This is a genomic window from Streptomyces sp. NPDC026575 (genome assembly GCF_055567415.1).
Genome location: NZ_JBVHQM010000006.1, coordinates 240,100 through 265,739, shown reverse-complemented (window position 1 = coordinate 265,739; position 25,640 = coordinate 240,100). Strand labels below are relative to the sequence as shown.

The following is a 25,640-nucleotide window of genomic DNA, read 5'->3' as shown; positions in this document are numbered from 1 at the left end:
ACGTGGACCGCGACGCCTGAATCCGGCCGAGGGCTGTGGGTGGCAACGTGCGGTGCCGTGACAGTCTCTTCATCACGCGCTCCGGCGTCGAGAATTCGTGCCGCGCGGCCTCAACAGCTCCGCCAGCTCATCGGCGGCGGGCAAAGCAGCCGTGAGCCGCACGACACCGCGGCCATCAGCATCGACGTTGGGCACTGCCCGGATGGCCGACGAGTCCAGGCCCGCAGCGTCCAGTGCGCCGTTCAGTCGATCCGCCGACTCCCTGGCCTGCCGCCAGCCGGCGAGGTAATCGACGTCGGGGCTCCACACCCAGGCGTCAGGCCCCACATCGTTGAGGTCACCCATCAGCCCGTCTCCGTCATCGCGCATCACGTGCGCCGCCTCCGTCCCGGTGCGGTTTCGCTTCATCAACTTCTTTGTGGCCGGGGCGTATAGGCAACACAGCGGCCCCGGTACCATCAGGCACCGGGGGCCGCCGTGCCCCCTGCCGGGCCACCCTTCGCTTTCCACGGCTGACGGGGTGGCCCGGTCTCGGTCTTCGGTTGTCTTGCGAGTGTTAGCGCGGACCCTCTACGAGCGTGGCCCTGAAGAAGGTCGTCACCACGCACCGGAATCCGGTGTGCCCGGTTCGGCCCGCGTGCCGCAGGCACCACACGTCCGGTCCCTCGTATTCGTCCGCAGCACCCGACGTGTCACCGCAGGACATGCACTCCTGCACGTAGATCGGTCCGCTTCCCGAGGTGTCGACCGTCAGGGCCCAGTCCGCGAACCGCCACACCGACCCGGCGGCCATCAGCGCACCACGTCCAGAGAATCGGCAGGGTGCACCCGCAGGGGCTGCCCCGTCTTGAAGACGATCATCATCACCGGACTGCCGGACGCGACCCGGTCGCTCCGCACGGCCTTGACCTCCTGCCACCGGCCGCGCACGCTCACCAAGTCCCCGCGTTGCACCCGCAGCGCCGACATTCTTGCCATCACACATCGCCTGCCCTCGGCTACCGCCATCTTCAGATCGTTTGAACTTCCATGCTGGCGACAGCAGAAGCCCCCAACTTTCACACTTGGGTGAAAGCCGGGGGCTGAGCGGTGAAAGACCTACAGACCTATCCAGGCCGCGAGGTGGTCGAGCGTGTCAGGGGTGCGACGACGCTGGTGGACAAGGCCCCTGATGGCCTCACGCGCCCCAGGGTGATATCGCGTCTGCTGCGGCGCCAACCGCCGTGCAGTAAGCAGCGATTTCAACGCCGCCTCCGAACGCCCGCCTTCCATCTGAGCCCGCGCTATGTCCACGTAGAAGTGCGAGGCGCGGGACACGGCCCAATCGGCAGGGATACGCATGCCGGCGGCATGCTGCAGAGCTTCCCCGTAGTGCCGAAGCTCGACGTTGGCGGACACGGCATGTGCCGTGACGTTCGTCGGCCCGAACGAGAGCCAGTGCACGTCCGCCGCCTCGCCGGTCCGTTCCGCGTAGGAGCGAGCCCTGTCGAGGTGGGCGCGCACCAGGTCCGCATCTTCCGCACGCGCGGCGATGACGCTTGCACCCAGGTGTAGCTGGCCGGAGACGGCAAAGCGCTCACGCGACTCCGGAGCCTGTTCGGTCAGACCGTGCCCGGAGCCGATCAGCCGTTGCCCGATGGTGTACTCACCTTCGCGGAAGTAGACCAAAGCCCTCATGTACTGGCGCACGGCACTCAGAAGCGGATCAGACGCGCGATGCGCCGCCCAGTCCATACGGTCGAGCGCCACGGTCGAGAGATCGAAGTAGCCCAGCTTCACCGCGATGTCGTGGGCGGTGCGGTAGGTGCTGGCCAGGGCCGCCCACAGTTCCGACGACGAAGTGCGGTGCGCCGCCGTCGTGATCTCCGCGATCACTCCCGGGAGGCCGCGTGCCGCGTCATGCAGCTTGGTGGCGCGCACGTGATGGCACAAGTTCTGGGCAGCAGCGATGAGTTGATCAGTCGGTCGAGGGCTGATGGACGGATCGGCCCCGAGGTCGTAGAGGTCGAGCGCTTCCCTGATCGGCCGGATCAACTCGGCCAGCCGGTCTTGTTGCAGCTCGGAGACGTAGGGCTGGCCCGTCAGCGCCGTGACATCGATGCACAGCACCTTCGCGATCGCCGCCACCAGATCTGGACTCGCAGGCTTGTGCCCTGACTCCACCTGAGTCAGCAGGCTGTAGGAGAACGGGATCTTGTCTGCGAGCCCGCGTTGGGTGAAGCCGGCGCGCTTGCGCTGAGACGCGATTCGGGTACCCGTGTGCTCATCGCCGGAGAAGGGCATGCAGGGCTCCAATCCATGGCGTGCTGATAAGAACGCTACCGCTCCTGCAACGAGCCAGACGAGGAATCTGGCGGCCGCCCCCGCGCAGCTGCACTTGCACCGGCCAGCCCACAGGCTGTGGACTGCCACCGTGACCACGCAACGAGTGCTCTACCTGCTGGGCAGCGCCGCTCCGCCCGTGCTGCATATCGCCGACGTCATCGAGCGCGCGAAGCGACAAGGCTGGGACGTCTGCCTCGGACTGACGCCCACTGCCGCACGCTGGCTCGCCGACGAGCTGCCCGCCCTGGAGAGGCTCACCGGCCATCCCGTCCGCAGTCAGTACAAGCTCCCCACCGAGCCGGACGTATGGCCACCAGCTGACGTCGCGGTGGTCGCGCCGGCCACCTTCAACACGATCAACCAATGGGCGCTCGGGATCACCGACAAGTTCATCGTGGGATTCGCCGCCGAGGGCATCGGCAAGAAGATCCCGCTGATCACCATGCCGTGCGTCAACGTGGCCTACGTCCAGCACACCCAGTTCGCGCGCAGCATCGACACCTTGCGCGCCATGGGGGTGCACGTTCTGTACGGCGAGGGTGGCTTCGTACCCAACGAGCCGGGCAAGGGCCGCCCGCATGCCTATCCATGGCACCTCGCCTTGGAGGCCGCCGAGCGGGCGGCGGACACCCGGTCCTGACGGGCCCGGAACCGCAGGACGCACACGCTCTGAATGATCGAAAGCCCGGCCTGTCACCAACCTGCCGGGACGACACGCCTAGGAATGGTCCGGGCGATCATGTGACCGCTCTGGCGGGGTGCCCATGGTTGCCTTCGGGCAGGCCCTGAGCCCCGTGGTGCGTGGGCTTCGCTTCGGGGCAAGCTCTCCTGGAAAACGAACTGCGCATGTCAAGCGGTGACTGGTACCTGCCCGACACTCCCGAGTTGGACGAGCTAGACCCCTGCCTGGTTCGGCGGGAGGCGCTCTGCGCGGCGTACAACACGGCCCAGAACGTCGACGACCGGCAGGCGATTCTCAAACAGTTACTGGGCTCGGTCGGAGACCTTGTTCGGATCCGAGCACCGTTCCAATGTGACTACGGCTACAACATCCACATCGGTGCCGGTACGTTCGTCAACTTCGGAGCCGTGTTCCTGGACGTCGCCCCCATCACCATCGGCGCGCACGTTCGGATCGGGCCGAATGTGCAGTTGTTGCCCCCGACCCACGCGCTGGATGCGGAGCGGCGACGGGCCGGGTGGTCGAAGGCGGGGCCGATCACGATCGGCGACAATGTGTGGCTGGCCGGCGGGGTAATCGTCTGCCCCGACGTGAACATCGGCGAGAACACGGTGGTCGGTGCGGGAGCAGTGGTCACCAAGGATCTGCCGCCCGGCGCCCTGGCTGTGGGGAATCCGGCCCGGGTGATCCGCAAGCTGAACTAGGGCCCCAACGGGAGCCCGAAGGCTCCTCAGACCCACTCAGCTGAGTGGACGCTTGAGGGGCCTCTGTGCGTCGGCAGAGGCGTCCTGGGCGCGCCTCTGCCGACGACTGATCGCCGACGCTCGGCGACGACGCCGAGCGTGCTCAGCACGTTCACGGGCTTCTTCACGCTGAACGGCAGGAGCTTCTCCCTGCTGTCGCTCAGTTGTGGCCATGTGTCGAACTGCGGGCACACGCCCCAGTGCGATGAGGGATCCAGCGTCGTCTACTCCTCGCCGGGAGCAGGGGCGATCCCCGTCGGGCAAGACCGACCCCAGTTCGTTTCGGACGGGGCACTTAGCTTGACCCCCGTCCCCCCGATCCCGCAGTAACCCGACGGGTTCTTGTCGAGGTACTGCTGGTGGTAGCCCTCCGCCGGATAGAACGGGCGGGTGGTGTCGGCCGGGAGGATTTCCGTGGTGATGTCGCCGTAGCCGGAGGTGCGCAGGACGGTGCGGTAGGCGTCGCGGGAGGATTCGGCGGCCTGCTGTTGGGCGGGGGAGTGGGTGTAGATCGCGGAGCGGTACTGGGTGCCCGTGTCGTTGCCCTGGCGGAAGCCCTGGGTGGGGTCGTGGGACTCCCAGAAGAGCTTCAGCAGGGCGGTGTACGGGACGACCGCCGGGTCGAAGACGACGCGGACGGCCTCGGTGTGGCCGGTGTGGCCGCTGCAGACCTCTTCGTAGGTGGGGTTCGGGGTGTGCCCGCCCTGATAGCCGACGAGGGTGGTCCACACGCCGTCGGTCTGCCAGAACTTCCGCTCGGCGCCCCAGAAGCAGCCCAGGCCGAAGTCGGCGGTCTCCAGGCCGTCCGGATACGGGCCCAGCAGCGGGTTGCCGAGGACGGTGTGCCGGTCGGGGACGGTGAAGGCCCGCTCGGGGCGGCCCTCAAGGGCTTCCTCGGGGGTGGGCAGGTGGGTCTTGAAGCGGGAGAACAGCATGGGGATCAGGCTCCTGGGAGGACGGAGAGTGGAGGACCGGGCGGAGCGAGTGGGGGAGGCGGGCCGGGCTGGTGTGCAATGACACCAACGTCCAGGGGCGGGACGGCATTCCGTCCGGGACGGGAGCACATTGCGCTCCCCCCGGCGTGCCGTGCGCGCAGGCGGGCGCTTCCCCTAGTTGCCCGCCGGGGGGAACCCCGCCGACGTTCCGCCGAGCTGTTCCCAGCCGGCGATGGCCAGGGCGCGGTAGGCGGCGTATTCGGCGGCGGGGCTGTGGCCGTAGGACCAGGGGACGGCGCCGACGTGGCCGTCGACGAGGCGGAGCTGCTCCATGGCCTCGGCGTAGCGCTCGGCGCGGACCAGGAACCACACCAGCAGATGGCGGACGTGCGGCGCCATGGGGTGGTCGGCGGGGGCCTCGCGGAGTGCGAAGTGGGCGCCCTCGATGGCGCGCTCGACGACCGCGCTCTGGTAGAGGCTGCGGACCATGTTGGCCTCGGGGAGGTGCTCGTAGACCGCGAAGAGGGGGAGCGCCGGGAGCAGGGTCCCCGCGGGGGCGCCGGCCGCCGCGCGCTCGGCGAAGGCTTCGGCCTCCTTACGGGAGCCGTGCCACTTCTGCGACCAGTAGGGGAGGGCGGCGAGATGGGCGCCCATGTGCTGCGGGGCGCGCTGGGCGACCTTGGCCCACAGCTCCTCGTAGTCGGCGGGGCGGTCGCCCAGGCCGCGGGCGACGGCCAGTTCCGTGATGTACGGGATCGGGCTGCCGGGGGCCAGCAGCGCCGCCTCCCGGCAGACCGTACGGGCCTCCTCCAGGATCATCCGGAAGTCCTGCGAGCCCGGGTCGCGCAGCGCCTGGACGACCAGGAACTGGGCGTGCGTCTGGGCGCCGCCGGGGTCCTTCGGCGCCTCCGAGCGCCAGGTCCGCAGCCAGATGCCGCCCGTCCGGCGCCGCCCGTCCGCTTCCTCCCCCGAGCTCTTGTGCAGCAGGGCGGTACCCCCATCGCCCCCGGCCAGCTCGAACGCGGCCGCGCCGGCCAGCGTCTGCACCCGCTGCCAGCGGCGCTCCCAGTCGTCGCCGGTGGACTTCAGCAGCTCGGCCGCCGGGCGCCAGTCGTGCGTCCGGCGCATCTCGGCCAGCGCGGCGTCCAGCTCCTCGTCGGGGCCCGGCAGCCGTACGTCCAGCTCCTCCAGGGGCACGAAGCCGTAGCCCGCCATCGGGTCGGCGGCCACCACCAGGCCCCGCTGGGTGTGGGTGGCGGCCCGCCGGCGGCGCATCCAGGGCAGGAAGACGAAGCCGCCGAGCGCGAGCGCGGCGAGGAGAACCAGCAGAGCGTCCATGTGAGGTGTCCTGTACCTGTAGCTGTGCGGCGGGGCGGGTGCTGAGGCGGCGCGGTGGGAACCGGTGTGCGGCTCCCTTGTATGTATCCACTATCCAGCGAACCAGAAAGTTCCGGAAAGGGCGGAGCCGACTACCCTCGGCAGGCATGAGCGATCAGCGCGACCAGCGCCACCAGCATTTCGAGACCCGTGCCATCCACGCAGGCCAAGAGCCCGACCAGGCGACCGGCGCGGTGGTGCCGCCCATCTACCAGGTGTCCACGTACAAGCAGGACGGGGTGGGCGGGCTGCGCGGCGGCTATGAGTACAGCCGCAGCGCCAACCCGACCCGTACCGCCCTGGAGGAGAACCTCGCCGCCCTGGACGGCGGCCGCCGCGGCCTGGCCTTCGCCTCCGGCCTCGCCGCCGAGGACTGCCTGCTGCGGACCCTGCTGAGCCCCGGCGACCATGTCGTCATCCCCAACGACGCCTACGGCGGAACGTTCCGTCTCTTCGCGAAGGTCGTCGAGCGGTGGGGCGTGGAGTGGTCGGTGGCCGACACCTCCGACCCGCAGTCCGTCCGCGCGGCGCTGCGGCCCCGCACGAAGGCGATCTGGGTGGAGACGCCCAGCAACCCGCTGCTCGGCATCACCGACATCGCGGCGCTGGCCGGCATCGCGCGGGACGCGGGCGCCAAGCTCGTCGTCGACAACACCTTCGCCAGCCCCTACCTCCAGCAGCCGCTCGCCCTCGGTGCCGATGTGGTGGTCTACTCCACCACCAAGTACATGGGCGGCCACTCGGACGTGGTCGGCGGCGCCCTGGTCGTCAACGACGACACCCTCGGCGAGGAACTCGCCTACCACCAGAACGCGATGGGCGCGGTCGCCGGCCCGTTCGACGCCTGGCTGGTGATGCGCGGCATCAAGACGCTGGCCGTACGCATGGACCGGCACAGCGCCAACGCGGCGCGCGTCGCCGAGATGCTGGCCTCCCACAAGAAGGTGACCCGCGTCTTCTACCCGGGCCTGGCCGAGCACCCGGGCCACGAGGTCGCCGCCAAGCAGATGCGCTCCTTCGGCGGCATGGTGTCGTTCCAGGTCGCGGGCGGCGAGCAGGCGGCGGTGGAGGTCTGCAACCGCGCCGAGCTGTTCATCCTCGGGGAGTCGCTGGGCGGTGTGGAGTCGCTCATCGAGCACCCGGGGCGGATGACCCACGCCTCGACGGCCGGTTCGGCGCTGGAGGTCCCCGGTGACCTCGTGCGCCTCTCGGTCGGCATCGAGTCCGCCGACGACCTGCTGGCCGATCTGACGCAGGCGCTGGGCTGATCACCCGGGCACCGGTCCGACGGGCCGGTGCCGCGCCGGTCCGTCACCGCCCTTGTGTACGGGGGGTGGTGGCGGACGGCGGCGGGCGCTGGGGATCGGCGCGGCGGGGCGTCGTGCCCCGGCGGTGTCCGGAGGCCGGTCCCGTCGGTTTCAGAAGGCAGGCCCCTTCGGCGTCAGGAGGCCGGGCCCGTCGGCGTCAGGGACGCGGTGATGTCGGAGAGGGAGGCGTTGAAGCGGGTCAGGAGCGTGGTGAAGGCCGCGCGCTCCTCCTCGGACCAGCCCTCCGTCACCAGTTCCATCAGCGCCCGGCGCGAGGCGCGCACCTCGTCGAGCCGGGCGTGCCCGCGCTCGGACAGCTGGAGCACCACGGCCCGGCCGTCCTCGGGGTGGGTGGCGCGGCTGACCAGCCCGGAGTCGACCAGCGGGGCGACCTGCCGGGTGACCGTCGAGGAGTCGATGCCCATGCCGGCGGCCAGGGCCTTGACGCCCATCGGGCCTTCCTGGTCGAGGCGGTTGAGCAGCAGGTACGCGGCGCGGTCCATGGAGTTGCGCGCCTGACCGACGCCGCCGAGCCGGCTCTGTTCCGCGCGGCGGGCGAAGACGGCCACTTGGTGCTGCAGCGCGTCGAGGAGAGCGGGATCGGTGTGGGTCGTCATGTCCGAAGAGGTGGGCATGGCCGGGAGCTCGCTTCGATGGATATGCGTATGGGTGGGAGGACAGCGTACGCGGACCCGGCGCGGAGCGTACCTGTGCTGCCCATTTTGATAACGCCCTGTAACCCCTGCCCGCCCTTTGGACGGACGGGCCGGGCGCCGGGCGAACTGCGAGACTGGCGGCATGGCCGCTCCTCCGCCGCGTACGCCGCACCATCCCTGCGCATCCGAGCCCCCCGCCGCCGGCCGGCTCGCCGGCGGTCCGATCACGGTCGATGACGTACGCGAGGCGCACAAGATCCTCTCCGGGGTCTCCCGGGCCACCGCGATGGAGGGCAGCCGCTATCTGTCCGGGCTGGTCGGTGCGCCGGTGCACCTCAAGTGCGAGAACCTCCAGCGCACCGGCTCGTTCAAGATCCGCGGCGCCTATGTACGGATCGCCGGGCTGAGCGCGCAGGAGCGGGCGGCCGGTGTGGTGGCCGCGAGCGCCGGCAACCACGCCCAGGGCGTGGCGCTCGCGGCGTCCCTGCTCGGGGTGCGCTCGACGGTGTTCATGCCGGTCGGCGCGCCGCTGCCGAAGGTCGCCGCGACCCGCGACTACGGCGCCGAGGTGCGGCTGGAGGGCCAGGTGGTCGACGAGACGCTGGCCGCCGCCGAGGAGTACGCGCGGCGGACCGGCGCGGTCTTCATCCACCCCTTCGACCACCGCGACGTCATCGCCGGCCAGGGCACGGTCGGTCTGGAGATCCTGGAGCAGTGCCCGGAGGTGCGCAGCATCGTCGTGGGGGTCGGCGGCGGCGGGCTCGCGGCGGGGATCGCGCTCGCGGTCAAGGCGCTGCGGCCGGATGTGAAGGTCATCGGGGTGCAGGCGGCCGGTGCGGCCTGCTATCCGCCGTCGCTGGCGGCGGGGCGTCCGGTGGCGGTCGAGGGGCTGTCGACGATGGCGGACGGCATCAAGGTCGGGCGGCCCGGCGAGGTGACCTTCGAGATCGTCCGGGAGCTGGTGGACGAGGTCCGCACGGTCTCCGAGGACGAGCTGTCCAGCGCGCTGCTGCTGTGCCTGGAGCGGGCGAAGCTGGTGGTGGAGCCGGCCGGGGCGAGTCCGGTGGCGGCGCTGCTCGCGGACCCGACGTCCTTCGAGGGGCCGGTGGTGGCGGTGCTGTCCGGCGGGAACGTCGACCCGCTGCTGATGCAGCGCATCCTGCGGTTCGGCATGGCGGCCGGCGGCCGCTACCTCTCGCTGCGGCTGCGGCTGACGGACCGGCCGGGGGCGCTGGAGGCGATGCTCGGGGTGCTGACGGTGGTCGACGCCAACGTCCTGGACATCGGTCATGTGCGTACCGATCCGCGGCTCGGGCTGACCGAGGTCGAGGTGGAGCTGCATCTGGAGACCAAGGGCCCGGCGCACTGCGCCGAGGTGCGCGCGGCGCTGAGCGGGGCGGGCTACGCGGTGGCGGAGTGACCGGCGGCGGCGCCGCGCGGTGACCCGAGGGGGCCGGGCGCGGGGGGCCGACGGGATTCGAAATTTGTATCGCGATGTATCGCGTTGGGGAGTAGCATCGCGGTCGCGGGATGCCGGTCGGTCGTGGCGTTCCGTTGCGGACAAATGCGTACAGGGGGCCTATAGGTCGCCGAACGTAACATTCGATCTGGAACTGACCCAAGCTATGGGGGTACCCCTATGCCAGGCGCCATTTACGCCGAAGGTCTGGTGAAGACCTTCGGCGATGTGAGGGCACTGGACGGCGTCGACCTCGACGTTCCCGAAGGAACCGTCCTCGGAATGCTCGGCCCGAACGGTGCCGGCAAAACCACCGCCGTACGGGTTCTGACGACCCTTCTCCGGCCCGACAGCGGCAGGGCGCAGGTCGCCGGGATCGATGTCCTCGCGCACCCCGACAAGGTACGCCGGTCGATCGGCCTCTCGGGCCAATTCGCCGCCGTGGACGAGTACTTGACCGGTCGCGAGAACCTGGTGATGGTCGGTCAGCTCTACCAGATGAGCGGTCGCGACGCCAAGCGCCGGGCCGCCGAGCTGCTGGAGCGCTTCCACCTCGGCGACGCCGCCGAGCGCACCGCCAAGACCTACTCCGGCGGGATGCGCCGCCGCCTCGACCTCGCGGCCGCGCTGGTCGTCAGCCCGCCCGTGATGTTCATGGACGAGCCGACCACCGGCCTGGACCCGCGCAACCGCCAGGCGCTGTGGGACGTCATACAGGAGCTGGTCGCGGGCGGCACGACGCTGCTGCTCACCACCCAGTACCTGGAGGAGGCCGACCGCCTCGCGCACGACATCTGCGTCGTCGACCACGGCAAGGTCATCGCCCGCGGCACCGCCGACCAGCTCAAGGCGCGCACCGGCGGCGAGCGGGTGGAGGTCGTGGTGCACGCGCCCGAGCACCTCACCGTCGCCGACGAGGTCCTGCGCGGCTTCGCCAAGGGCGAGAGCACGGTCGAACCGCATATCCGCAAGCTCACGATCCCGGTGACCGGCGGCGCCAAGCTCCTCGCCGAGGTCATCCGCGAACTGGACGTGCGGGGCGTGGAGATCGACGACATCGGGCTGCGCCGCCCCACTCTCGACGATGTGTTCATCTCGCTGACCGGGCACGCCGCCGAGACGACGGACGAGGCCGCTGCCCCGGCAGGGGCGGACGGCGCCGACGCCGCAACGGGCGGGCGCCGGAAGGAGGGTGTGAAGTGACGACGGTGACCGAAGCGGCCGGTGGCTCCCACGCTCCCGCCCCGCAGTCCCGCGGCGGTGTCGGCCGGTCCATCCGGGACTCGCTGGTGATCGCCCGGCGGAACGTGATTCGCATGGCCCGGATTCCCGAAGTGGTCATTTTCGGGCTCATCCAGCCGATCATGTTCGTGGTGCTGTTCAGCTACGTCTTCGGCGGCTCCATCAACGTCCCAGGTGCGGGTCTCAGCCCCGACGGATACCGCGAGTTCCTGATGGCCGGGATCTTCGCGCAGACCGTCACGTTCGCCACGGCCGGCGCGGGCGCGGGCATCGCCGACGACATGCACAAGGGGCTTGTGGACCGGTTCCGCTCCTTGCCGATGGCGCGCGGTGCGGTGCTCACCGGCCGGACCCTGGCCGACCTGGTGCAGACCGCGCTGACGCTGGTGGTGCTGGCGGTGGTCGCGCTGCTGATCGGTTGGCGCACCCACGAGAACATCGCCGAGGTGCTCGCCGGCTTCGCCCTGCTGCTCCTGCTCGGCTACGCCTTCTCCTGGATCGGCGCGCTCATCGGCCTCTCGGTGCGTACGCCCGAGGCGGCCACCTCCGGCGGGCTGATCTGGCTCTTCCCGCTCACCTTCATCTCCAACGCGTTCGTACCATCGGAGAACATGCCCGCGTTCCTTCAAACCGTCGCGGATTGGAACCCCTTCAGCGCGACGGTCATGGCCTGCCGCGACCTGTTCGGGAACCTGCCGCCGAACTACCCGGTGCCGGACGCCTGGCCGATGCAGCACCCAGTGCTGGCCTCGGTGATCTGGTCTGTCTTGATCATTGCGGGCTTCCGGACGCTGGCGGTCCGCAAGTACCGGTCGGCGACGGCCTGAGGGGCCCGGGCGCGCGAAGCGCGCGGACACGGCGAAGCGGCCCGGAGCGCGATGCTCCGGGCCGCTTCGGCACTGCCTGGGATGCCTCGGGACTCAGCCGCTGTAGGGCTTGGCGTCGAGGATCCGCACGCTCGCCTTCTTGCCGTTGGGGAGCTCGTACTCCGCGTCGGCGCCGACCTTCTTGCCGTTCACGCCCGTACCCAGCGGCGACTGCGGGGAGTAGGTCTCGATGTCCGAGCTCGCGTACTCCCGCGAGGCCAGAAGGAACGACAGCGTGTCGTCGGGGTCCCCGTCGAACGCGATGGTGACGACCATGCCGGGAGCGACGACGCCGGTCGCGGCGGGGGCCTCGCCGACCTTCGCGGTCTGCAGCAGCTGGGTCAGCTGGCGGACGCGAAGCTCCTGCTTGCCCTGCTCTTCCTTGGCCGCGTGGTACCCGGCGTTCTCCTTCAGGTCACCTTCCTCGCGGGCCGCCGCGATCTTCTCGGTGATCTCGGCGCGTGCGGGACCAGACAGGTGCTCCAGCTCGGCCTTGAGCTGGTCATACGCCTCCTGGGTCAGCCAGGTGACGTTCTCGCTGGTCTGGGTCACAGGTGCTCCTCGTCGGTACTGGGGATAAATCAAACGCCCTACCAGGAAGGTTTGCGCCTTCACAGGTGGGCGAAACCACGAGCCTAACAATTCCGGCACAAAACGGGGAAGAGGAAATTCACAGTCGCCGCACAGGAACGCATCATCCCTGATCAGAGGCGGTCACGACACGCCTGCGGGTCGGCGGCGGCCGGGCGTGGCCGACGGCGTGGTTGCGGGCGGTCGCCGGGCCGTCGCGGTGCGGTCACGGCCCACCGGGCGCGCCGAGTCCTTGCCGGCCGCGGTCGCCTGCCATCCCTTGCGGGCGCCGGGCGCGGCTCTGTGCTCAGCCCTTGCCGGCCGCCGTGCAGCCCACCAGTACCGCGTTGGTCGCGCGCTTCGTCGTACGCAGCGTGACCTCGGTGTCCACCTGCTCCGTGCGCTGATCGACGGCGACGTCCTTGCGGCCGACCTCGGCGCCGTCCGCGGACTGCGAGCGCAGGGTGCACACACCCTTGGCGTCGGCGTCCTTGACGACTTCGAGGTGCACCTTGACGGCGTGGTCGGACACCGCGTCCCAGGTGATCACGCGGCCGCTGAGGTCCTGGCCCGCGATGTAGGAGGCGCCCGACCAGCCGACCACGCCCAGCAGCGCGACGCCGAACACCGCGCCGACGATCTTGAGCTTGCGGTCCGCACGCTGGTCCGCGGAGCGGCCGTAGCGTCCCTCGGGGAGCCCTTCGCGCACCGCGGCCATGATCAGTCCTCCTGCCTACGGGGACCTCGGTCGGAAACCCCCGGGGGGTCCCCGCCCCAGGGAATACAGCGCCCCCTCGCTTCGGTCACTATAGGAGGCATCTTCTCCGGCGCTTACCTGAGGATCGAGTCTTGACTGAGCAGCTGCGTTTGATGGCGGTCCACGCCCACCCCGACGACGAGTCGAGCAAGGGTGCGGCCACCATGGCCAAGTACGTGTCCGAGGGGGTGGACGTGCTGGTCGCCACCTGCACAGGCGGTGAGCGGGGCTCCATCCTCAACCCCAAGCTCCAGGGCGACCCGTACATCGAGGAGCACATCCACGAAGTGCGCAAGCGGGAGATGGACGAGGCCCGCGAGATCCTGGGCGTGAAGCAGGAGTGGCTGGGCTTCGTCGACTCCGGGCTGCCCGAGGGCGACCCGCTGCCGCCGCTGCCGGAGGGCTGCTTCGCGCTGCAGGACGTCGAGGAGGCGGCCGGGCGGCTGGTGAAGCTGATCCGGGAGTTCAAGCCGCAGGTCATCACGACCTACGACGAGAACGGCGGCTACCCGCACCCGGACCACATCATGACCCACAAGATCACGATGGTGGCCTTCGAGGCGGCCGGCGACCCGGAGAAGTACCCGGAGGCCGGCGAGCCCTGGCAGCCCCAGAAGCTCTACTACAACCAGGGCTTCAACAAGCCGCGCACGATCGCGCTGCACGAGGCGCTGCTGGCGCGCGGTATGGACTCGCCCTACGGCGAGTGGCTGGAGCGCTGGAAGCAGTTCGAGCAGCGTGAGCGCACGCTGACCACCTACGTCCCCTGCGACGAGTTCTTCGAGATCCGGGACAAGGCGCTGATCGCGCACGCCACCCAGATCGACCCCGACGGCGGCTGGTTCCGGGTGCCGATGGACATCCAGCGCGAGGTCTGGCCGACGGAGGAGTACGAGCTCGCGAAGTCGCTCGTGGACACTTCCCTCCCCGAGGACGACCTCTTCGCGGGCATCCGCAACAATTGAGCCCATGATGAGCGCGACCAGCACCCTCGCCCTGACGCACTTCGTCACCCTTGCCGACAGCTTCGACAAGAACAAGGTGACCCCCGGCGTCCTCGGCTTCATCGTCTTCGCGGTCATCGGCGGCGCCGTGTGGCTGCTGATGAAGTCCATGAACAAGCACATGAAGAAGGTGGACTTCGTCGAGCAGCCGGAGGAGGGCGAGGCGGGCACCCGCGCCTCGGCCACCGCGACGGCCGCCGAACCGAAGACCGGCTGAGGGGGCGGATCGGCGGGTGTGCGGCAGGGCCGCCGGGCGAGGGCCCGGCCGACCGGCCGCACGGGCTCGCCGGTCCCCGCAGACCGGGATACGGCCTCCAGGGCCGGCCGAATGGCTCAGGCCGGCCCGCCGTCCCGGCGGCTCGCTGGCCCGCGCGGTCAGCGAGCCGGGCCGCATGCCCGCGGCCGCCGGGCGCCGACGCGGTCGGGCCGGGCGTCATGGGCCCGGCGTGGCCCCGGACCGGCGCCCCGGGTCACTCCGCGACGCCCGGTGTGACCAGCACCCCCATGACCTCGCGTGCGTGGCGGTTGGGCACCATGCCCAGGCGCCAAGCCTGCCAGCCCGATTCCGGCTCCACTCCGCGGTCCAGGAGCAGGGCGAACGCCTCCGCGCAGTCCTCCAGCTTCGCGTCGCGCAGCGGATGCCCGTCCCCCACCAGCTGGGCCAGCTCCTCCTGGGCGACGGCCGTACCCACCACGCTGCCGCCCGGTGAGGCGAACGGCAGCAGCGTGCAGCGCAGGAACCGCGCCCAGTCCGCACCGCGCCGGTCGCCGTAGCCGTCGAATATCCGGGCCGCCTCGTCGGCCAGCTCCAGCGCCTGCGCCGCCCGGCCGTTGCCGGCGTCGATGATCACCAGCTCCAGGCATGACCACGCCTCGCCGTGCGGCACCCCGATCCGCTGGAAGTCCCTGCGGGCGTCCTGCAGCAGCTGGCGGGCGAAGCCGCTGTTGCGCAGCGAACCGGTCTGCGCCGCCCGCAGATCGCGGGTGACCCGCCCCGAGTGGTGCCGGGCGCAGGCCAGGCCGTAGCCGTCCTGCATCCTGCTGAACATCGTCCGCGAGCGCTCCAGCTGCCGCAGCGCGGCGTCGTGCTCGCCGCGCTCCTCCAGTGCCTGGCCCAGGTAGTACATCGTCCATGCCTCACCGCGGGCGTCCTCGTGCCGATGGTGCAGCGGCAGCGCCTGCCGCAGCCCGTCCGCCGCGGGCCCGGGCTCGCCGTCCAGCAGCCGGGCGCGGGCCAGCTGCGTCATCGCCCAGGCCTCGCCCCGCTCGTCGTGCGTCCGGCCGTACAGCTCCAGTGCGGCGTGCAGCGCGCTCTCGGCCCGCGGCACCTCGCCCATCCGCAGATGCACCTGGCCGAGCTGGAAGTGCGCCCACGCCTGGCCGTGCAGGCTCTCGCTCTCCTCGTGCAGCTCCAGCGCCTCGCGGAGCATGGCGATGGCCTCGGCGATCCGCGCCCGGTCGCGCTCCACCGCCGCCAGGGCGTGCAGGGTCCAGGCCCGGTCGCCGCGCAGGTCCGGGCCCGACTGAAGCTCCAGGGCCTCGCGGAGCTTGGCCGCGGCCTCGGTGAGGTCGCCCTGCTGCTGGAGGGTGATGCCCAGGTCGCGCAGCGCGCGGGCGGCGCCCGCCGGATGCTGCGCCTCGAAGTAGAGATCGACCACCGACGACAGGGTCGTGCGGGCCTTGTCGAGCTCGCCGAGCTGGCGGGCCGCCACACCCGTACGCCACTGCACCGAGCGGACCAGCAGCCCCTGGCCGACCGCCCGGGTCAGCTCGCTCAGCTCGCCCAGGCGGTAGAGGTCGCCGCGCAGCAGGCAGTAGTCGGCCAGCGCGCCCAGCAGATGGGAGACCGCCGCCTGGTCCACGCCCTGGTCGGCGTGGCGCAGCGCGGCAGTGATGAAGCTGGTCTCGTCGTCCAGCCACTGCAGGGCGGCGTCCAGAGACGTGAAGCCGTGCGAGCCGAAGCGGTCGGCGCGGGTCGACGTCCGGCCGTCGACCAGCCGGATGACCGAGTCGGCCAGCTCCGCATAGCCGCGGATCAGCCGCTCCTGGGCCACACCGCGCTCGTCGGCGTCCTCCTCGGCCACCAGCCGGCCGTGGGCGAAGCGGTGCACCAGGGCGTGCAGGCGGTAGCGCTCGCCGCGGACGTGCTCGATCAGCCCGGCCCGGGCCAGGGTCGTCAGCTGCCGCTCCGCCTCCGTGCCGTCGACGTCCAGCAGCGCCGCCGCGGCCGCCGCCCCCAGGCTCGCCCGGCCCACCAGCGCCAGTCGGCGCAGCAGCCGCCGGGCCGTCTCGGACTGGTCGGCGTAGCGCAGCGACAGCGCCCGCTCCACCGGGGACGCCGTGTCGTGGGCCGCCAGGTCGGCGGCCAGCGCGGCGGCCGTGCGCGATCCCAGCGAGGAGCCCGCCACCCGCAGCGCCAGCGGCAGCCCCGCGCACAGCGCGGAGATCTCCTCGATCGCCCCGGACTCGGGCGCAGCCGCCTCGTCCGGCGCCTGCGCACCGTCCGCCGCGGCGGTGCGCAGCAGCTCTTCGGTGCCCGCCGCGTCCAGTGGCCCCACGGGCAGCTGGTGCACCCACGCGGGCAGGTCCCCGGGCAGCTCCAGCGGCGCCCTGGACGTGACCAGCACCAGGCTGTCGGAGCGGTCCGGGACCAGCGTGCGCACCTGCTCGGGGTCCGAGGCGTCGTCCAGCAGGACCGTCACCGGAAGGCCCGTCAGATGCTGGTGGTAGAGCTCCGTGAGCCGCTTGACGTGCTGCTCCTGGGACGGGCGCTCGCGGAACAGCAGCTGCTCGCGCGGTGCGCCAAGGCGGTTGAGCAGATGCAGCAGTGCGTCCCGGGTCGGCAGCGGCACCTCACCGGGGGTGTCCCCGCGCAGGTCCACCACACAGGCGCCGCGGAACTGATCGCGCAGCTGGTGCGCGGCCCGCACCGCCAGCGCGGTGCGCCCCGAGCCCGGCTCGCCGTGCAGCACCACCACCGTCGGCTTGGTCTCGGTGCTCGCGCGGGCGGCGTGCACCCACTGCGCGATCCGCGCCAGTTCCTCCCTCCTCCCCGCGAACGGGCCGTCGGGGCGGGGGAGTTGGGAGAACGAGTGCTCCAGTACGGACCGCTGCCGGGCGGCCGCGCTGCGGTCCACGCCGCGCAGCTGCGGCCCCCGGGCGGTCTTCGACGCGGTGGCCGGCTGGGCCGCCGCGGCCGCCGCCGTCAGCATCCGCTGCTGGTCCAGGAACGGCCGGACGCCCCGGACCTCGAATGCCGTCAGCCACTGCAGCCGCAGCTGCTCCGGGCCGCCGGGCTGACCGCGCAGCCCGGCCTGGCGGTGCGCCGCCGGCCAGTGCCCCGCGGTCAGCTTCACGATCGTGGCCGCCGCGCCCGCCACCACCACGGCGGCCCCCACGCCCAGCGCCGCGCCCGCGCCCGTGCCGTACGCGAGGTCCGTGGCGAACGCCGCCACCGCCGCGACCGCCGTCGCCACCGCGGGGGTGCCCAGTTCCTTGCGGGACAGCCGCTGTGCCAGCGACGGCTGACCGGCGGCCGCTTCGTCCAGGGCCCGGACATACGCGGTGTACTCCTCGGCGGCGCTGCCCGCCAGATCCTCCAGCGCCGCCTGCGCTCTGCCGCGCAGCGTGCCGGCGTCCAGCCGTCCGTCCGAGCGCCGCACCTCCTCCTCGACGGCCCTGGTCAACAGAGCTTCCGCCGCCGCCCGATGATCCGCGCGCAGCGCGGCCGGTGAGCCCGACATGCCTCTCCCCCTCCAGCAGTCCCCGCAGTCGTCGGCGGTCCCGCGCCCGGGCGGTGATCTTCGCCGTACGCACAGTCTTCCGCGTCCGCACGGATTCCGGCAGACCTGTGGATAACCTCGGACCCGGCCGGACACTCTCCCCTGCCGCTCCTGACCCGCTGCGCCACCTTGCGAATTCCTGCGTGGCCTGGCTCAAATGGTGCAAAATTGCCACTATCGCGATATCGCCGTCATTATTAGTTCCAGAGATATGGCTGAGTTATCGATGTCGGCTGAAATTTGGCGCGTTTGTGCTCCTTGAGTATGCGGCGGGACAGGGTATCGGCGGTAATGTACGGTGGGGCGCGGGGCATTTTTCTCGGCCGGACTTCACGGCTCGGGTGATGAATGGATACGTTATCGGGGGGTGATGTGGAATTCCGTGCCGTAAGGCATGAAAGCAGTTCCGAGTCGACAGATTTCTCTGGCGTGCCGATTCGGGAATTTGCAGAAAAATCGCCGCGGCGATGCCTGGTACGTCGGGCGGTCGCTCGCTTCTCTGCGTCGGAACTCTCACCTCACTTCCGGATAACTTGTCTATAGCCGGTTCGCCAGCTCATTTCGAGTGGGCTAGTGGCGTGAGTCGAAGTTGCGCCCACGGGGTTCCTTGCGTCATTCAAATTCTTACGGGGAGGCTTCATGGCTGACGGTCAGTCAAGGCAGGTGGACGATTCGGAATTTTTGGAGATTGCCAGGGACCCGGCCGCAGCAAGCATCATGCGCAAGAGTCTGGAACAGCTCGCCAAGGGGGGAGCTGGAGATGTTCTCAAGGAAATGGCGGACGAGGTCCTCTCTGGCCGTGTCGGTCTGCGCGAAGCGGTCAGCATTCCTGCCTATGCGAATCATATGATCGACAAATTTCAGGCTTCCAAGCAGGAATGGGATTCGCTCTCCGAAATTGATCGGGAGCGGCTCGCGGCCGATGGTGAGAGATTCCTCGAAGACGAGCGCCGAGAGCTCGAAGAGTCCGAGCGGGGAAAGCGCGATACCACCGGACGCGGCGCCAAGGGGCGTCACGACGGAAGCTCTTGGTCGCTGTATTAGCGAAGAGGGAAGCATCTTGGTGGCGCATCTTCGTACGCGCACACACGTCGCGGCATCACCGCGAGAATAATCGGGGAAAGAGTAAGCGTGAGTTTCAGCGTACGCCCTGCGGACATCGCGGGCTTCGCCAAGCTGATCGACCGGGCAGCAGAAGATATGCAGGAAGGTATCGCGTATATCGACAACAAAGCGAACGAAGATGGCTTCGATGTAGAGGAAGGGCTGATCGGTCAATGGTGGAAAGACGCCTACGGGAACCATACGGAACGCGTTCACGAAGTCAAGAGGTTTCTGCACAAGGTCGGTGGCCTCTTGGAAGTCTCGGCCGAGGAGCTCAAAAAATCAGCCAAGTACTACCAGGTCACAGACCATGAGCAAGCTGTCCAAATTGATTCCACTTACCCAAAATCGAAGCGTGGGAATCCGGATGGTGAGTACGCTCCCGCGAGTGCCGGGGACTTTCGGGATGCCAATGATGCGCGGGGCAAGCTGAAGCCGCTGGAGGCGGATCCCGGATTTTTCGATGTCATCGGGAAAGCCCAGAACTGGGCAGAGGGTCACGCAGAAGAATTTCAGTTCAATGGCGCTTTCAAGACCTTCGGCACGGCGCTTGATATGCTCAGTCCGACGGCTATTGTCACCGAAGGGTGCAAGCTGTTCTTCGATTTCGACCCCTTCGGTGAACTAGCCAACCTCGTTGGCGGGGATTGGGAGGGGTATCTGAAATGTGCCGGACTGTGGGGGAACTTGGGCGAGTTCTGTCGTTTGGTGGCCGCGAATATCAACCATGGAACCGGTTCGATATCGATCACCTGGACGGGTAATGCGGCAGACGCGGCTTGTGTCTATTTTGAAGAAATTGCCAATCTACTGGACTCGGCTGCGGATTCATTTGATTCTCTGAAGGCGAACTATGCCGCGGTGGCGAACCTTGCCTACGGGATGGCGGAGTCGGTGAAGGCCGGTCTGATGTTTATCTCCGATTTGGCGATCGAGGCATTCATTGAATTCATGGCAGGGCTGGCTGCCGCAGAGACGGGGGTCGGCTTGATTGGAACCGCGGCGGCATGGGCTCTGGTGGCGAAAAACGCTCTCCAAGCAGTCGAGAAATACGAGAAAATCGTCAAGGCGATTGATGTTGCTATGATGCTCTCCAAGGCCGGCTATGCGGAGTGTGGTCGAGAATCGGCCGGCATGGAGGCGAAGGTCAAAAAGTTTCCCGTTCCCGGGAAGAGCTATGACAATGCAGTGGCGTGATTCGGAAGGGTGCGCGTCAGTGAGCGTTGAGCGATCAAACGTGGGCAAGCGGTCGAAGCTCAGTCGCATAGCTGTCGCCCTGTCCGCGATGGCGGTATTCTTCATTGTTGTGTTCGTGCGGGAGGAAGGTTGGCGGAATCCGGGACTCTCCGCGCTCACCCTCACTTTTACTCTGTCTGCGGCCTTGTCGATCTTGGCGTGGCGCAAAGAGCGCTTGCGGCTGGCCATTCTGGCGATGGCAATGATTGTCGCCGTGGCGGTGGTCGCCAAGACCCTGGGACCGTGATGGGCTCCTTCTGACGCCCAGCGCCCTGGGCGGTGCCGCGGTGCACCCGCACCGCGCAGGACAACGGCGGCGGGGTGCTGCGTGGCTTGCCGGCAGGGGCGCGGAACCGCCACTTCAGCAGATCGTTGGCCGAACCATCGGGCGTCTGGATCACGCCGCCACCTCGCCCACCCCGAAGGGAGGCGGCGCCACCTTTCGAGCGGTGGGATGAGCCCGGCTACCGCCACATCCGGGGTGCCCTCCCCGCCACGGACTACCCGGGCTGAGCCGACTTTCCGGCCGTATAAGTGCAGATCGGCCGAGCGAGGCAGGGCTGCGCGGGTTTCGCCGTCAGGAGGGAGCGCTGTGAGAGGCTGGGCCGTATGAACCGGTTGGCTGGCGTGACCTCGCCTTACTTGCTTCAGCATGCTGACAATCCGGTCGACTGGTGGCCCTGGGGACCGGATGCCTTCGAGGAAGCACGGCGGCGCGATGTGCCCGTTCTGCTGTCGGTCGGCTACTCGGCCTGCCACTGGTGCCATGTCATGGCCCACGAGAGCTTCGAGGACCAGACCACCGCCGCGCAGCTCAACGCGCACTTCGTGGCGGTCAAGGTCGACCGCGAGGAGCGCCCGGACGTCGACGCCGTGTACATGGAGGCCGTGCAGGCCGCCACCGGCCAGGGCGGCTGGCCGATGACCGTCTTCCTCACCCCCGACGCCGAGCCCTTCTACTTCGGTACGTACTTCCCGCCCGAGCCCCGGCACGGGATGCCGTCCTTCGGGCAGGTCCTGGAGGGGGTGCGCGCCGCCTGGGCCGACCGCCGCGACGAGGTCGGCGAGGTCGCCGGGCGGATCGTCGCCGACCTGGCCGGGCGCTCGCTGACCGATGCGCTGCCCGCCGACCGGCGGCCGCCGCGCCCCGAGGAGCTGCACACCGCCCTGATGGGCCTGACCCGTGAATTCGACGCGGTGCGCGGCGGGTTCGGCGGCGCCCCCAAGTTCCCGCCGTCCATGGCGCTGGAGTTCCTGCTCCGCCACCACGCCCGCACCGGTTCCGAGGGCGCCCTGGACATGGTGCGGGCGACCTGTGAGGCGATGGCCCGCGGCGGTGTCTACGACCAGCTCGGCGGCGGTTTCGCGCGCTATGCGGTGGACGCCACGTGGACCGTGCCGCACTTCGAGAAGATGCTCTACGACAACGCGCTGCTGTGCCGGACCTACGCCCACTTGTGGCGCTCGACCGGCTCGGACCTGGCCCGCCGGATCGCCGTCGAGACCGCCGACTTCATGGTCCGTGAACTGCGCACCGAGCAGGGCGGCTTCGCCTCCGCCCTCGATGCGGACAGCGACGACGGCACGGGGCGGCACGTCGAGGGCGCCTACTACGTATGGACGCCGGAGCAGCTGCGCACCGTACTGGGGGAGAAGGACGCGGAGTTCGCCGCCACCTATTTCGGCGTCACCGAGGAGGGCACCTTCGAGGAGGGCGCCTCGGTGCTCCAGCTCCCCGACACCGACGGCCTGGTGGACGCCGAGCGACTGGTCGCCGTCAAGGAGCGGCTGCTGGCGGCGCGCGCCGAGCGGCCCCGCCCCGGGCGGGACGACAAGGTCGTCGCCGCCTGGAACGGGCTGGCCATCGCCGCGCTCGCCGAGACCGGCGCCTACTTCGACCGCCCGGACCTGATCCAGGCCGCCACCGACGCCGCCGACCTGCTGGTCCGGGTCCACATGGACTGGCAGGCCCGGCTGCACCGCACCTCCCGCGACGGCGTCCCCGGCGCCAACTCCGGTGTGCTGGAGGACTACGCCGACGTCGCCGAGGGCTTCCTCACCCTGGCCTCGGTCACCGGGGAGGGCGTCTGGGTGGAGTTCGCGGGCTTCTTCCTGGACACCGTGCTGCTGCAGTTCACCACCGAGGACGGCGCGCTGTACGACACTGCGGCCGACGCCGAGACGCTGATCCGCCGCCCCCAGGACCCGACCGACAACGCCACGCCCTCGGGCTGGACCGCGGCGGCCGGTGCCCTGCTGTCGTACGCGGCGCTGACCGGGAGCGACCTCCACCGGGGCGCCGCGGAGCGGGCGCTGGGCATCGTCACCGCGCTCGGCGGCCGGGCCCCGCGCTTCATCGGCTGGGGGCTCGCCGTCGCCGAGGCCGCGCTGGACGGGCCGTGGGAGATCGCGGTCGTCGGCCCGCAGGGCGACCCGGCCACCGCGGCGCTGCACAAGGCCGCGCTGCTCGGCACCGCCCCCGGAGCGGTGGTCGCGCTGGGCGCCCCGGGCTCCGACGACGCCGACGAGGTGCCGCTGCTCAAGGACCGCCCCCTGGTCGACGGTGGCCCGGCCGCGTACGTCTGCCGCCACTTCACCTGCGAGCGCCCCACGACGGACCCGGAGGAACTGGGCGACCGGCTGCGGGGGTGAGGCCGCCCGCCGGGCGCCGCGGTCGTCAACCGGCCGCTGTCGGTGGGCAGTTGTACGCTGCCGGAGTGAGGACCTTGCTGGGGCGGCGTCCCCTTGTCCAGGAGGCCGCGGCGCTGCGGGCCGGTACGGACGACCCGGTCGCCGCGGCGCACCGTACGTGCGACCGCGTCGACGCCGTCGATCGACGGGTGCGGGCCTTCGTGCCGGAGCCCGGACGGCGGACGCGGCTGTCGGCGGCCGCGGGGGTCGCGGCGGCGGCCGGTGCGCCGGGACCCGCGGCGCGGCCGCCGCTCCATGGCGTCCCCGTGGGCGTCAAGGACATCGTGCGGGTCGACGGCCTGCCGACCCGGGCCGGGTCGGCGCTGCCGCCCGAGGAGTTCGGCGGTCCGCAGGCCGCGGCCGTCGACCGGCTGTGCGCGGCCGGCGCGCTGATCGCGGGCAAGACCGTGACGGCGGAGTTCGCGGTCACGGCGCCCGGACCGACCCGCAATCCGCACAACCCGGCCCACACGCCCGGGGGGTCGAGCAGCGGTTCGGCTGCCGCGGTGGCCGCCGGCATGGTGCCGCTGGCCATCGGGACGCAGACCGTCGGCTCGATGATCCGGCCGGCCGCGTACTGCGGCGTGACCGGTTTCAAGCCCACCTACGGGCGGATCCCGGTCGACGGGGTGATCCCCAACGCCGTCAGTTTCGACACCCTCGGGTGCTACGCCACGGACGTGGCGGGTGTCGCCCTGGCGGCGTCGGTGCTGCTCGACGGGTGGCGCGCACCGCGGCCGGCGGCGGGCGAGCGGCGCCCGGTGCTGGGCATACCGGCCGGCCCCTATCTGGAGCGGGCCGGCGAGGAGGCGCTGCGCGCCTTCAAGGACCAGGGGGAACTGCTGCGGGCGGCCGGGTACACGGTCCGCGAGGTCCCGGTGATGGACGACTTCGAGCAGATCGTGGCGCAGCTGTTCACGATGAACCGCTACGAGGTCGCACGGGCCCACACCGACTGGTTCGCGCGCTTCGGCGACCGCTATCGGGAGCAGACCGCGGTCGCCATCCGGCAGGGCCACACGATCAAGGAGACCGCCTACGAAGCGGCCCGCGCCCGGCGCGCGGAGTTCCGCGAGCGCCTCGCGGCACAGGGGAGCGCCGCCGGTGTCGAGCTGTGGATCGCCCCGTCGGCCACCGGTCCCGCGCCGGCCGATCTCACCACCACCGGCACCTCCATCATGTGCCTGCCCTGGAGCAACGCCGGTCTGCCGGCGCTCAGTCTGCCCGCCGGCCACGCCACGGGCGGGCTGCCGCTCGGTCTCCAGGTGGTCGGCGGCTTCGGAGCGGACGAGGACCTGCTGACGGCGGCGGCCGGGATCGAGGGCGTACTGGGCGGGGCGAGGGCCGAGGGCCCCGGCCGGCCCGGCCTCACAGGGTGAGCCCCCGGGCCAGTACGTCCATCGACCGGTCGATCAGCGCGATCAGCGCGTCCGGGTCGGCGGTCGGGCTCTGTGCGGCCCAGCTCAGCATCGCCTCCTGAAGCGCGGCCAGGATCGCCGCGCTGACGACCCGCAGCTCCAGATCGTCGGCGGGGCGGCCGGCGCGTTCGGCCAGTGCCGCGCTGATCAGCTCGGCGATCCGGGCGGCCTGCTCCGCCGAACGCCCCCGGATGGCGGGCACATCGCGGATCAGCCGGATGCGCTGGAGGAGCTCGGCGCCTTCCTGTGCGGCGATCTCGCCCAGCGTCTCGGCGGTGACCCGCCGTATCGACTCCACCATCGGCTCGTCCGCGGGGCGGGCCCGGATCCCGGCCGCCAGCAGGGTGTCGTACTCGTCCGTCAGCACCAGGTCTTCCTTGGTGGGGAAGTACCTGAAGACCGTGCTCAGCGAGACCTCAGCGGCCTCGGCGATCCGCTCGACGGAGGTCGCCTGGTAGCCGCGCTCCGCGAAGAGGCGGTAGGCGGCCCGCCGGATCGCCTGCCGGGTCTTGATCTTCTTCCGCTCACGCAGCCCGGGCCGCGGTGTCCGGGGCCGGGTGGTGGCGTTCATGCGTGCGCAGGCCATGCCCGGCATTGTCCGGCATCAGGCGTGCGTGCGGCCATGCCGGCGGCCGTGCGCCGAGGCGCGCGGCGGCCGACTGTCAGTGGGGCATGTCACGCTGGGGTATGAGGTGATGATGTTGGGTGAAGCAGGGGGTGTGGCCTCAGCTCCGTCCGCCCGGGAGGGCGTTCTGAGGGGAGGGGCGCCTCAGGCGTGCGTGTAGGCCACCAGGGAGATGCCGACGTAGTGGACGACGAAGGCGGCGAGCGTGAAGGAGTGGAAGACCTCGTGGAAGCCGAACCAGCGGGGTGAGGGGTTGGGGCGCTTGATGCCGTAGATGACGCCGCCGGCGCTGTAGAGCAGGCCGCCGACGACGACGAGCACGAGCACGGCGATACCGCCGGTGCGCAGGAAGTCGGGGAGGAAGAAGACGGCGGCCCAGCCCATGGCGAGGTAGCAGGGGGTGTAGAGCCAGCGGGGCGCGCCGACCCAGAAGACCCGGAAGGCGATACCGGCCAGCGCGGCCGCCCAGATCGCCCAGAGCAGCACCTGGCCGCGGGATCCGGGCACCAGCAGCACGGTCACCGGTGTGTAGGTGCCGGCGATGATCAGGAAGATGTTGGCGTGGTCGAGGCGGCGCAGCACACCGTCCATCCGCGGGCTCCAAGTGCCGCGGTGGTACAGGGCGCTGACGCCGAACAGCAGGCAGGCGGTCAGCGTGTAGATGGCGCAGGCCAGGCGGCCGCGGGGGCTGTCGGCGAGGGCGGTGAGGATGACGCCGGACAGGAGGACGGCGGGGAACATTCCGGCGTGCAGCCAGCCCCGCAGCTTGGGCTTGAGGGGCGCGGCCGCGGCGGTGACCGCCGCGATCGCGGGCGGCGCGGAGGGGAGCTTGCTCTCGGCGGCGTCGGGCGCGGAAGTCAT

The 25,640-nt window shown here is 70.5% G+C and carries 25 protein-coding genes; 13 read left to right on the top strand and 12 right to left on the bottom strand.

Annotated elements, in window-relative coordinates; genetic code table 11:
* Positions 1-72: 72 nt before the first annotated feature.
* The 4 genes from ACZ4NB_RS10995 to ACZ4NB_RS10980 all read right to left on the bottom strand — a co-directional run bounded on the left by ACZ4NB_RS10995 (position 73) and on the right by ACZ4NB_RS10980 (position 2,283).
* Positions 73-408 (bottom strand): hypothetical protein, encoded by a 336-nt coding sequence (locus ACZ4NB_RS10995; protein ID WP_467660186.1) that lies wholly within the window; start codon positions 406-408, stop codon positions 73-75.
* Between the two features lie 148 nt (positions 409-556).
* The gene (locus ACZ4NB_RS10990) at positions 557-793 is read right to left on the bottom strand and encodes a DUF7848 domain-containing protein (protein WP_467660184.1); all 237 of its coding nucleotides are present in this window, start codon (positions 791-793) and stop codon (positions 557-559) included.
* Positions 793-978 carry a hypothetical protein gene (locus ACZ4NB_RS10985; protein WP_467660183.1) on the bottom strand — a complete coding sequence of 62 codons (186 nt, stop codon included), beginning with the start codon at positions 976-978 and terminating at the stop codon, positions 793-795. The genes ACZ4NB_RS10990 and ACZ4NB_RS10985 overlap by 1 nt, the downstream gene beginning before the upstream one ends.
* A gap of 120 nt (positions 979-1,098) precedes the next feature.
* Complete coding sequence (locus ACZ4NB_RS10980; RefSeq protein ID WP_467660181.1) at positions 1,099-2,283, bottom strand: helix-turn-helix domain-containing protein; 1,185 nt, start codon at positions 2,281-2,283, stop codon at positions 1,099-1,101.
* 130 nt (positions 2,284-2,413) lie between these two features.
* On the opposite strand from ACZ4NB_RS10980, the gene ACZ4NB_RS10975 reads away from it, so the two are divergent.
* Positions 2,414-2,965 (top strand): flavoprotein, encoded by a 552-nt coding sequence (locus ACZ4NB_RS10975; RefSeq protein ID WP_467660179.1) that lies wholly within the window; start codon positions 2,414-2,416, stop codon positions 2,963-2,965.
* Between the two features lie 206 nt (positions 2,966-3,171).
* Positions 3,172-3,711 (top strand): sugar O-acetyltransferase, encoded by a 540-nt coding sequence (locus ACZ4NB_RS10970; protein WP_467660177.1) that lies wholly within the window; start codon positions 3,172-3,174, stop codon positions 3,709-3,711.
* Positions 3,712-3,974: 263 nt separating this feature from the next.
* Here ACZ4NB_RS10970 and msrA read toward each other — a convergent pair whose 3' ends face one another.
* Positions 3,975-4,685, bottom strand: a complete 711-nt coding sequence (gene msrA / locus ACZ4NB_RS10965; protein ID WP_467660175.1) for a peptide-methionine (S)-S-oxide reductase MsrA — start codon at positions 4,683-4,685, stop codon at positions 3,975-3,977.
* A 174-nt stretch (positions 4,686-4,859) separates the two neighbouring features.
* Positions 4,860-6,023, bottom strand: a complete 1,164-nt coding sequence (locus ACZ4NB_RS10960; protein WP_467660173.1) for a hypothetical protein — start codon at positions 6,021-6,023, stop codon at positions 4,860-4,862.
* A 146-nt stretch (positions 6,024-6,169) separates the two neighbouring features.
* On the opposite strand from ACZ4NB_RS10960, the gene ACZ4NB_RS10955 reads away from it, so the two are divergent.
* On the top strand, positions 6,170-7,330 hold the full coding sequence (locus ACZ4NB_RS10955) for a cystathionine gamma-synthase (RefSeq protein WP_467660171.1): 1,161 nt from the start codon (positions 6,170-6,172) through the stop codon (positions 7,328-7,330).
* A 173-nt stretch (positions 7,331-7,503) separates the two neighbouring features.
* On the opposite strand, the gene ACZ4NB_RS10950 is transcribed toward ACZ4NB_RS10955, so the two are convergent.
* Positions 7,504-8,004, bottom strand: a complete 501-nt coding sequence (locus ACZ4NB_RS10950; RefSeq protein WP_467660170.1) for a MarR family winged helix-turn-helix transcriptional regulator — start codon at positions 8,002-8,004, stop codon at positions 7,504-7,506.
* Between the two features lie 163 nt (positions 8,005-8,167).
* Here ACZ4NB_RS10950 and ilvA point away from each other — a divergent pair, with 163 nt between their 5' ends.
* The 3 genes from ilvA (at position 8,168) to ACZ4NB_RS10935 (ending at position 11,553) form a co-directional block, all read left to right on the top strand.
* Positions 8,168-9,445, top strand: a complete 1,278-nt coding sequence (gene ilvA, locus ACZ4NB_RS10945) for a threonine ammonia-lyase (RefSeq protein WP_467660168.1) — start codon at positions 8,168-8,170, stop codon at positions 9,443-9,445.
* Between the two features lie 219 nt (positions 9,446-9,664).
* Positions 9,665-10,687 carry an ATP-binding cassette domain-containing protein gene (locus ACZ4NB_RS10940; RefSeq protein WP_467660166.1) on the top strand — a complete coding sequence of 341 codons (1,023 nt, stop codon included), beginning with the start codon at positions 9,665-9,667 and terminating at the stop codon, positions 10,685-10,687.
* Entirely contained in the window at positions 10,684-11,553 is an 870-nt protein-coding gene (locus tag ACZ4NB_RS10935; protein ID WP_467660164.1) for an ABC transporter permease, read from the top strand. Before ACZ4NB_RS10940 ends, ACZ4NB_RS10935 begins: the two co-directional genes overlap by 4 nt.
* 93 nt (positions 11,554-11,646) lie before the next feature.
* Here ACZ4NB_RS10935 and greA read toward each other — a convergent pair whose 3' ends face one another.
* Both greA and ACZ4NB_RS10925 read right to left on the bottom strand, forming a co-directional pair.
* Positions 11,647-12,144, bottom strand: a complete 498-nt coding sequence (greA, locus tag ACZ4NB_RS10930) for a transcription elongation factor GreA (RefSeq protein WP_384432513.1) — start codon at positions 12,142-12,144, stop codon at positions 11,647-11,649.
* Positions 12,145-12,469: 325 nt separating this feature from the next.
* Positions 12,470-12,880, bottom strand: a complete 411-nt coding sequence (locus ACZ4NB_RS10925; protein ID WP_467660162.1) for a DUF4307 domain-containing protein — start codon at positions 12,878-12,880, stop codon at positions 12,470-12,472.
* Between the two features lie 131 nt (positions 12,881-13,011).
* Between ACZ4NB_RS10925 and mca the strand changes: the two genes are divergently transcribed.
* Positions 13,012-13,884 carry a mycothiol conjugate amidase Mca gene (gene mca / locus ACZ4NB_RS10920; RefSeq protein WP_384432507.1) on the top strand — a complete coding sequence of 291 codons (873 nt, stop codon included), beginning with the start codon at positions 13,012-13,014 and terminating at the stop codon, positions 13,882-13,884.
* Positions 13,885-13,888: 4 nt separating this feature from the next.
* The gene (locus ACZ4NB_RS10915; protein WP_467660160.1) at positions 13,889-14,140 is read left to right on the top strand and encodes an RAMP4 family protein; all 252 of its coding nucleotides are present in this window, start codon (positions 13,889-13,891) and stop codon (positions 14,138-14,140) included.
* 253 nt (positions 14,141-14,393) lie between these two features.
* Here ACZ4NB_RS10915 and ACZ4NB_RS10910 read toward each other — a convergent pair whose 3' ends face one another.
* Positions 14,394-17,666, bottom strand: coding sequence for a tetratricopeptide repeat protein (locus ACZ4NB_RS10910; RefSeq protein ID WP_467660158.1), 3,273 nt, complete (start codon positions 17,664-17,666; stop codon positions 14,394-14,396).
* A 678-nt stretch (positions 17,667-18,344) separates the two neighbouring features.
* Here ACZ4NB_RS10910 and ACZ4NB_RS10905 point away from each other — a divergent pair.
* The 5 genes from ACZ4NB_RS10905 (at position 18,345) to ACZ4NB_RS10885 (ending at position 24,115) form a co-directional block, all read left to right on the top strand.
* Complete coding sequence (locus ACZ4NB_RS10905; RefSeq protein WP_467660156.1) at positions 18,345-18,749, top strand: hypothetical protein; 405 nt, start codon at positions 18,345-18,347, stop codon at positions 18,747-18,749.
* 87 nt (positions 18,750-18,836) lie between these two features.
* Complete coding sequence (locus tag ACZ4NB_RS10900) at positions 18,837-20,006, top strand: hypothetical protein (protein WP_467660154.1); 1,170 nt, start codon at positions 18,837-18,839, stop codon at positions 20,004-20,006.
* A 19-nt stretch (positions 20,007-20,025) separates the two neighbouring features.
* The gene (locus tag ACZ4NB_RS10895; protein WP_467660153.1) at positions 20,026-20,292 is read left to right on the top strand and encodes a hypothetical protein; all 267 of its coding nucleotides are present in this window, start codon (positions 20,026-20,028) and stop codon (positions 20,290-20,292) included.
* A gap of 362 nt (positions 20,293-20,654) precedes the next feature.
* Positions 20,655-22,697 (top strand): thioredoxin domain-containing protein, encoded by a 2,043-nt coding sequence (locus ACZ4NB_RS10890; protein WP_467660151.1) that lies wholly within the window; start codon positions 20,655-20,657, stop codon positions 22,695-22,697.
* 65 nt (positions 22,698-22,762) lie between these two features.
* Positions 22,763-24,115 carry an amidase gene (locus tag ACZ4NB_RS10885; RefSeq protein WP_467660150.1) on the top strand — a complete coding sequence of 451 codons (1,353 nt, stop codon included), beginning with the start codon at positions 22,763-22,765 and terminating at the stop codon, positions 24,113-24,115.
* Here ACZ4NB_RS10885 and ACZ4NB_RS10880 read toward each other — a convergent pair.
* Entirely contained in the window at positions 24,105-24,740 is a 636-nt protein-coding gene (locus tag ACZ4NB_RS10880; RefSeq protein ID WP_467660148.1) for a TetR/AcrR family transcriptional regulator, read from the bottom strand. The genes ACZ4NB_RS10885 and ACZ4NB_RS10880 overlap by 11 nt on opposite strands.
* 183 nt (positions 24,741-24,923) lie before the next feature.
* On the bottom strand, positions 24,924-25,640 hold the full coding sequence (gene trhA, locus ACZ4NB_RS10875; protein ID WP_467660146.1) for a PAQR family membrane homeostasis protein TrhA: 717 nt from the start codon (positions 25,638-25,640) through the stop codon (positions 24,924-24,926).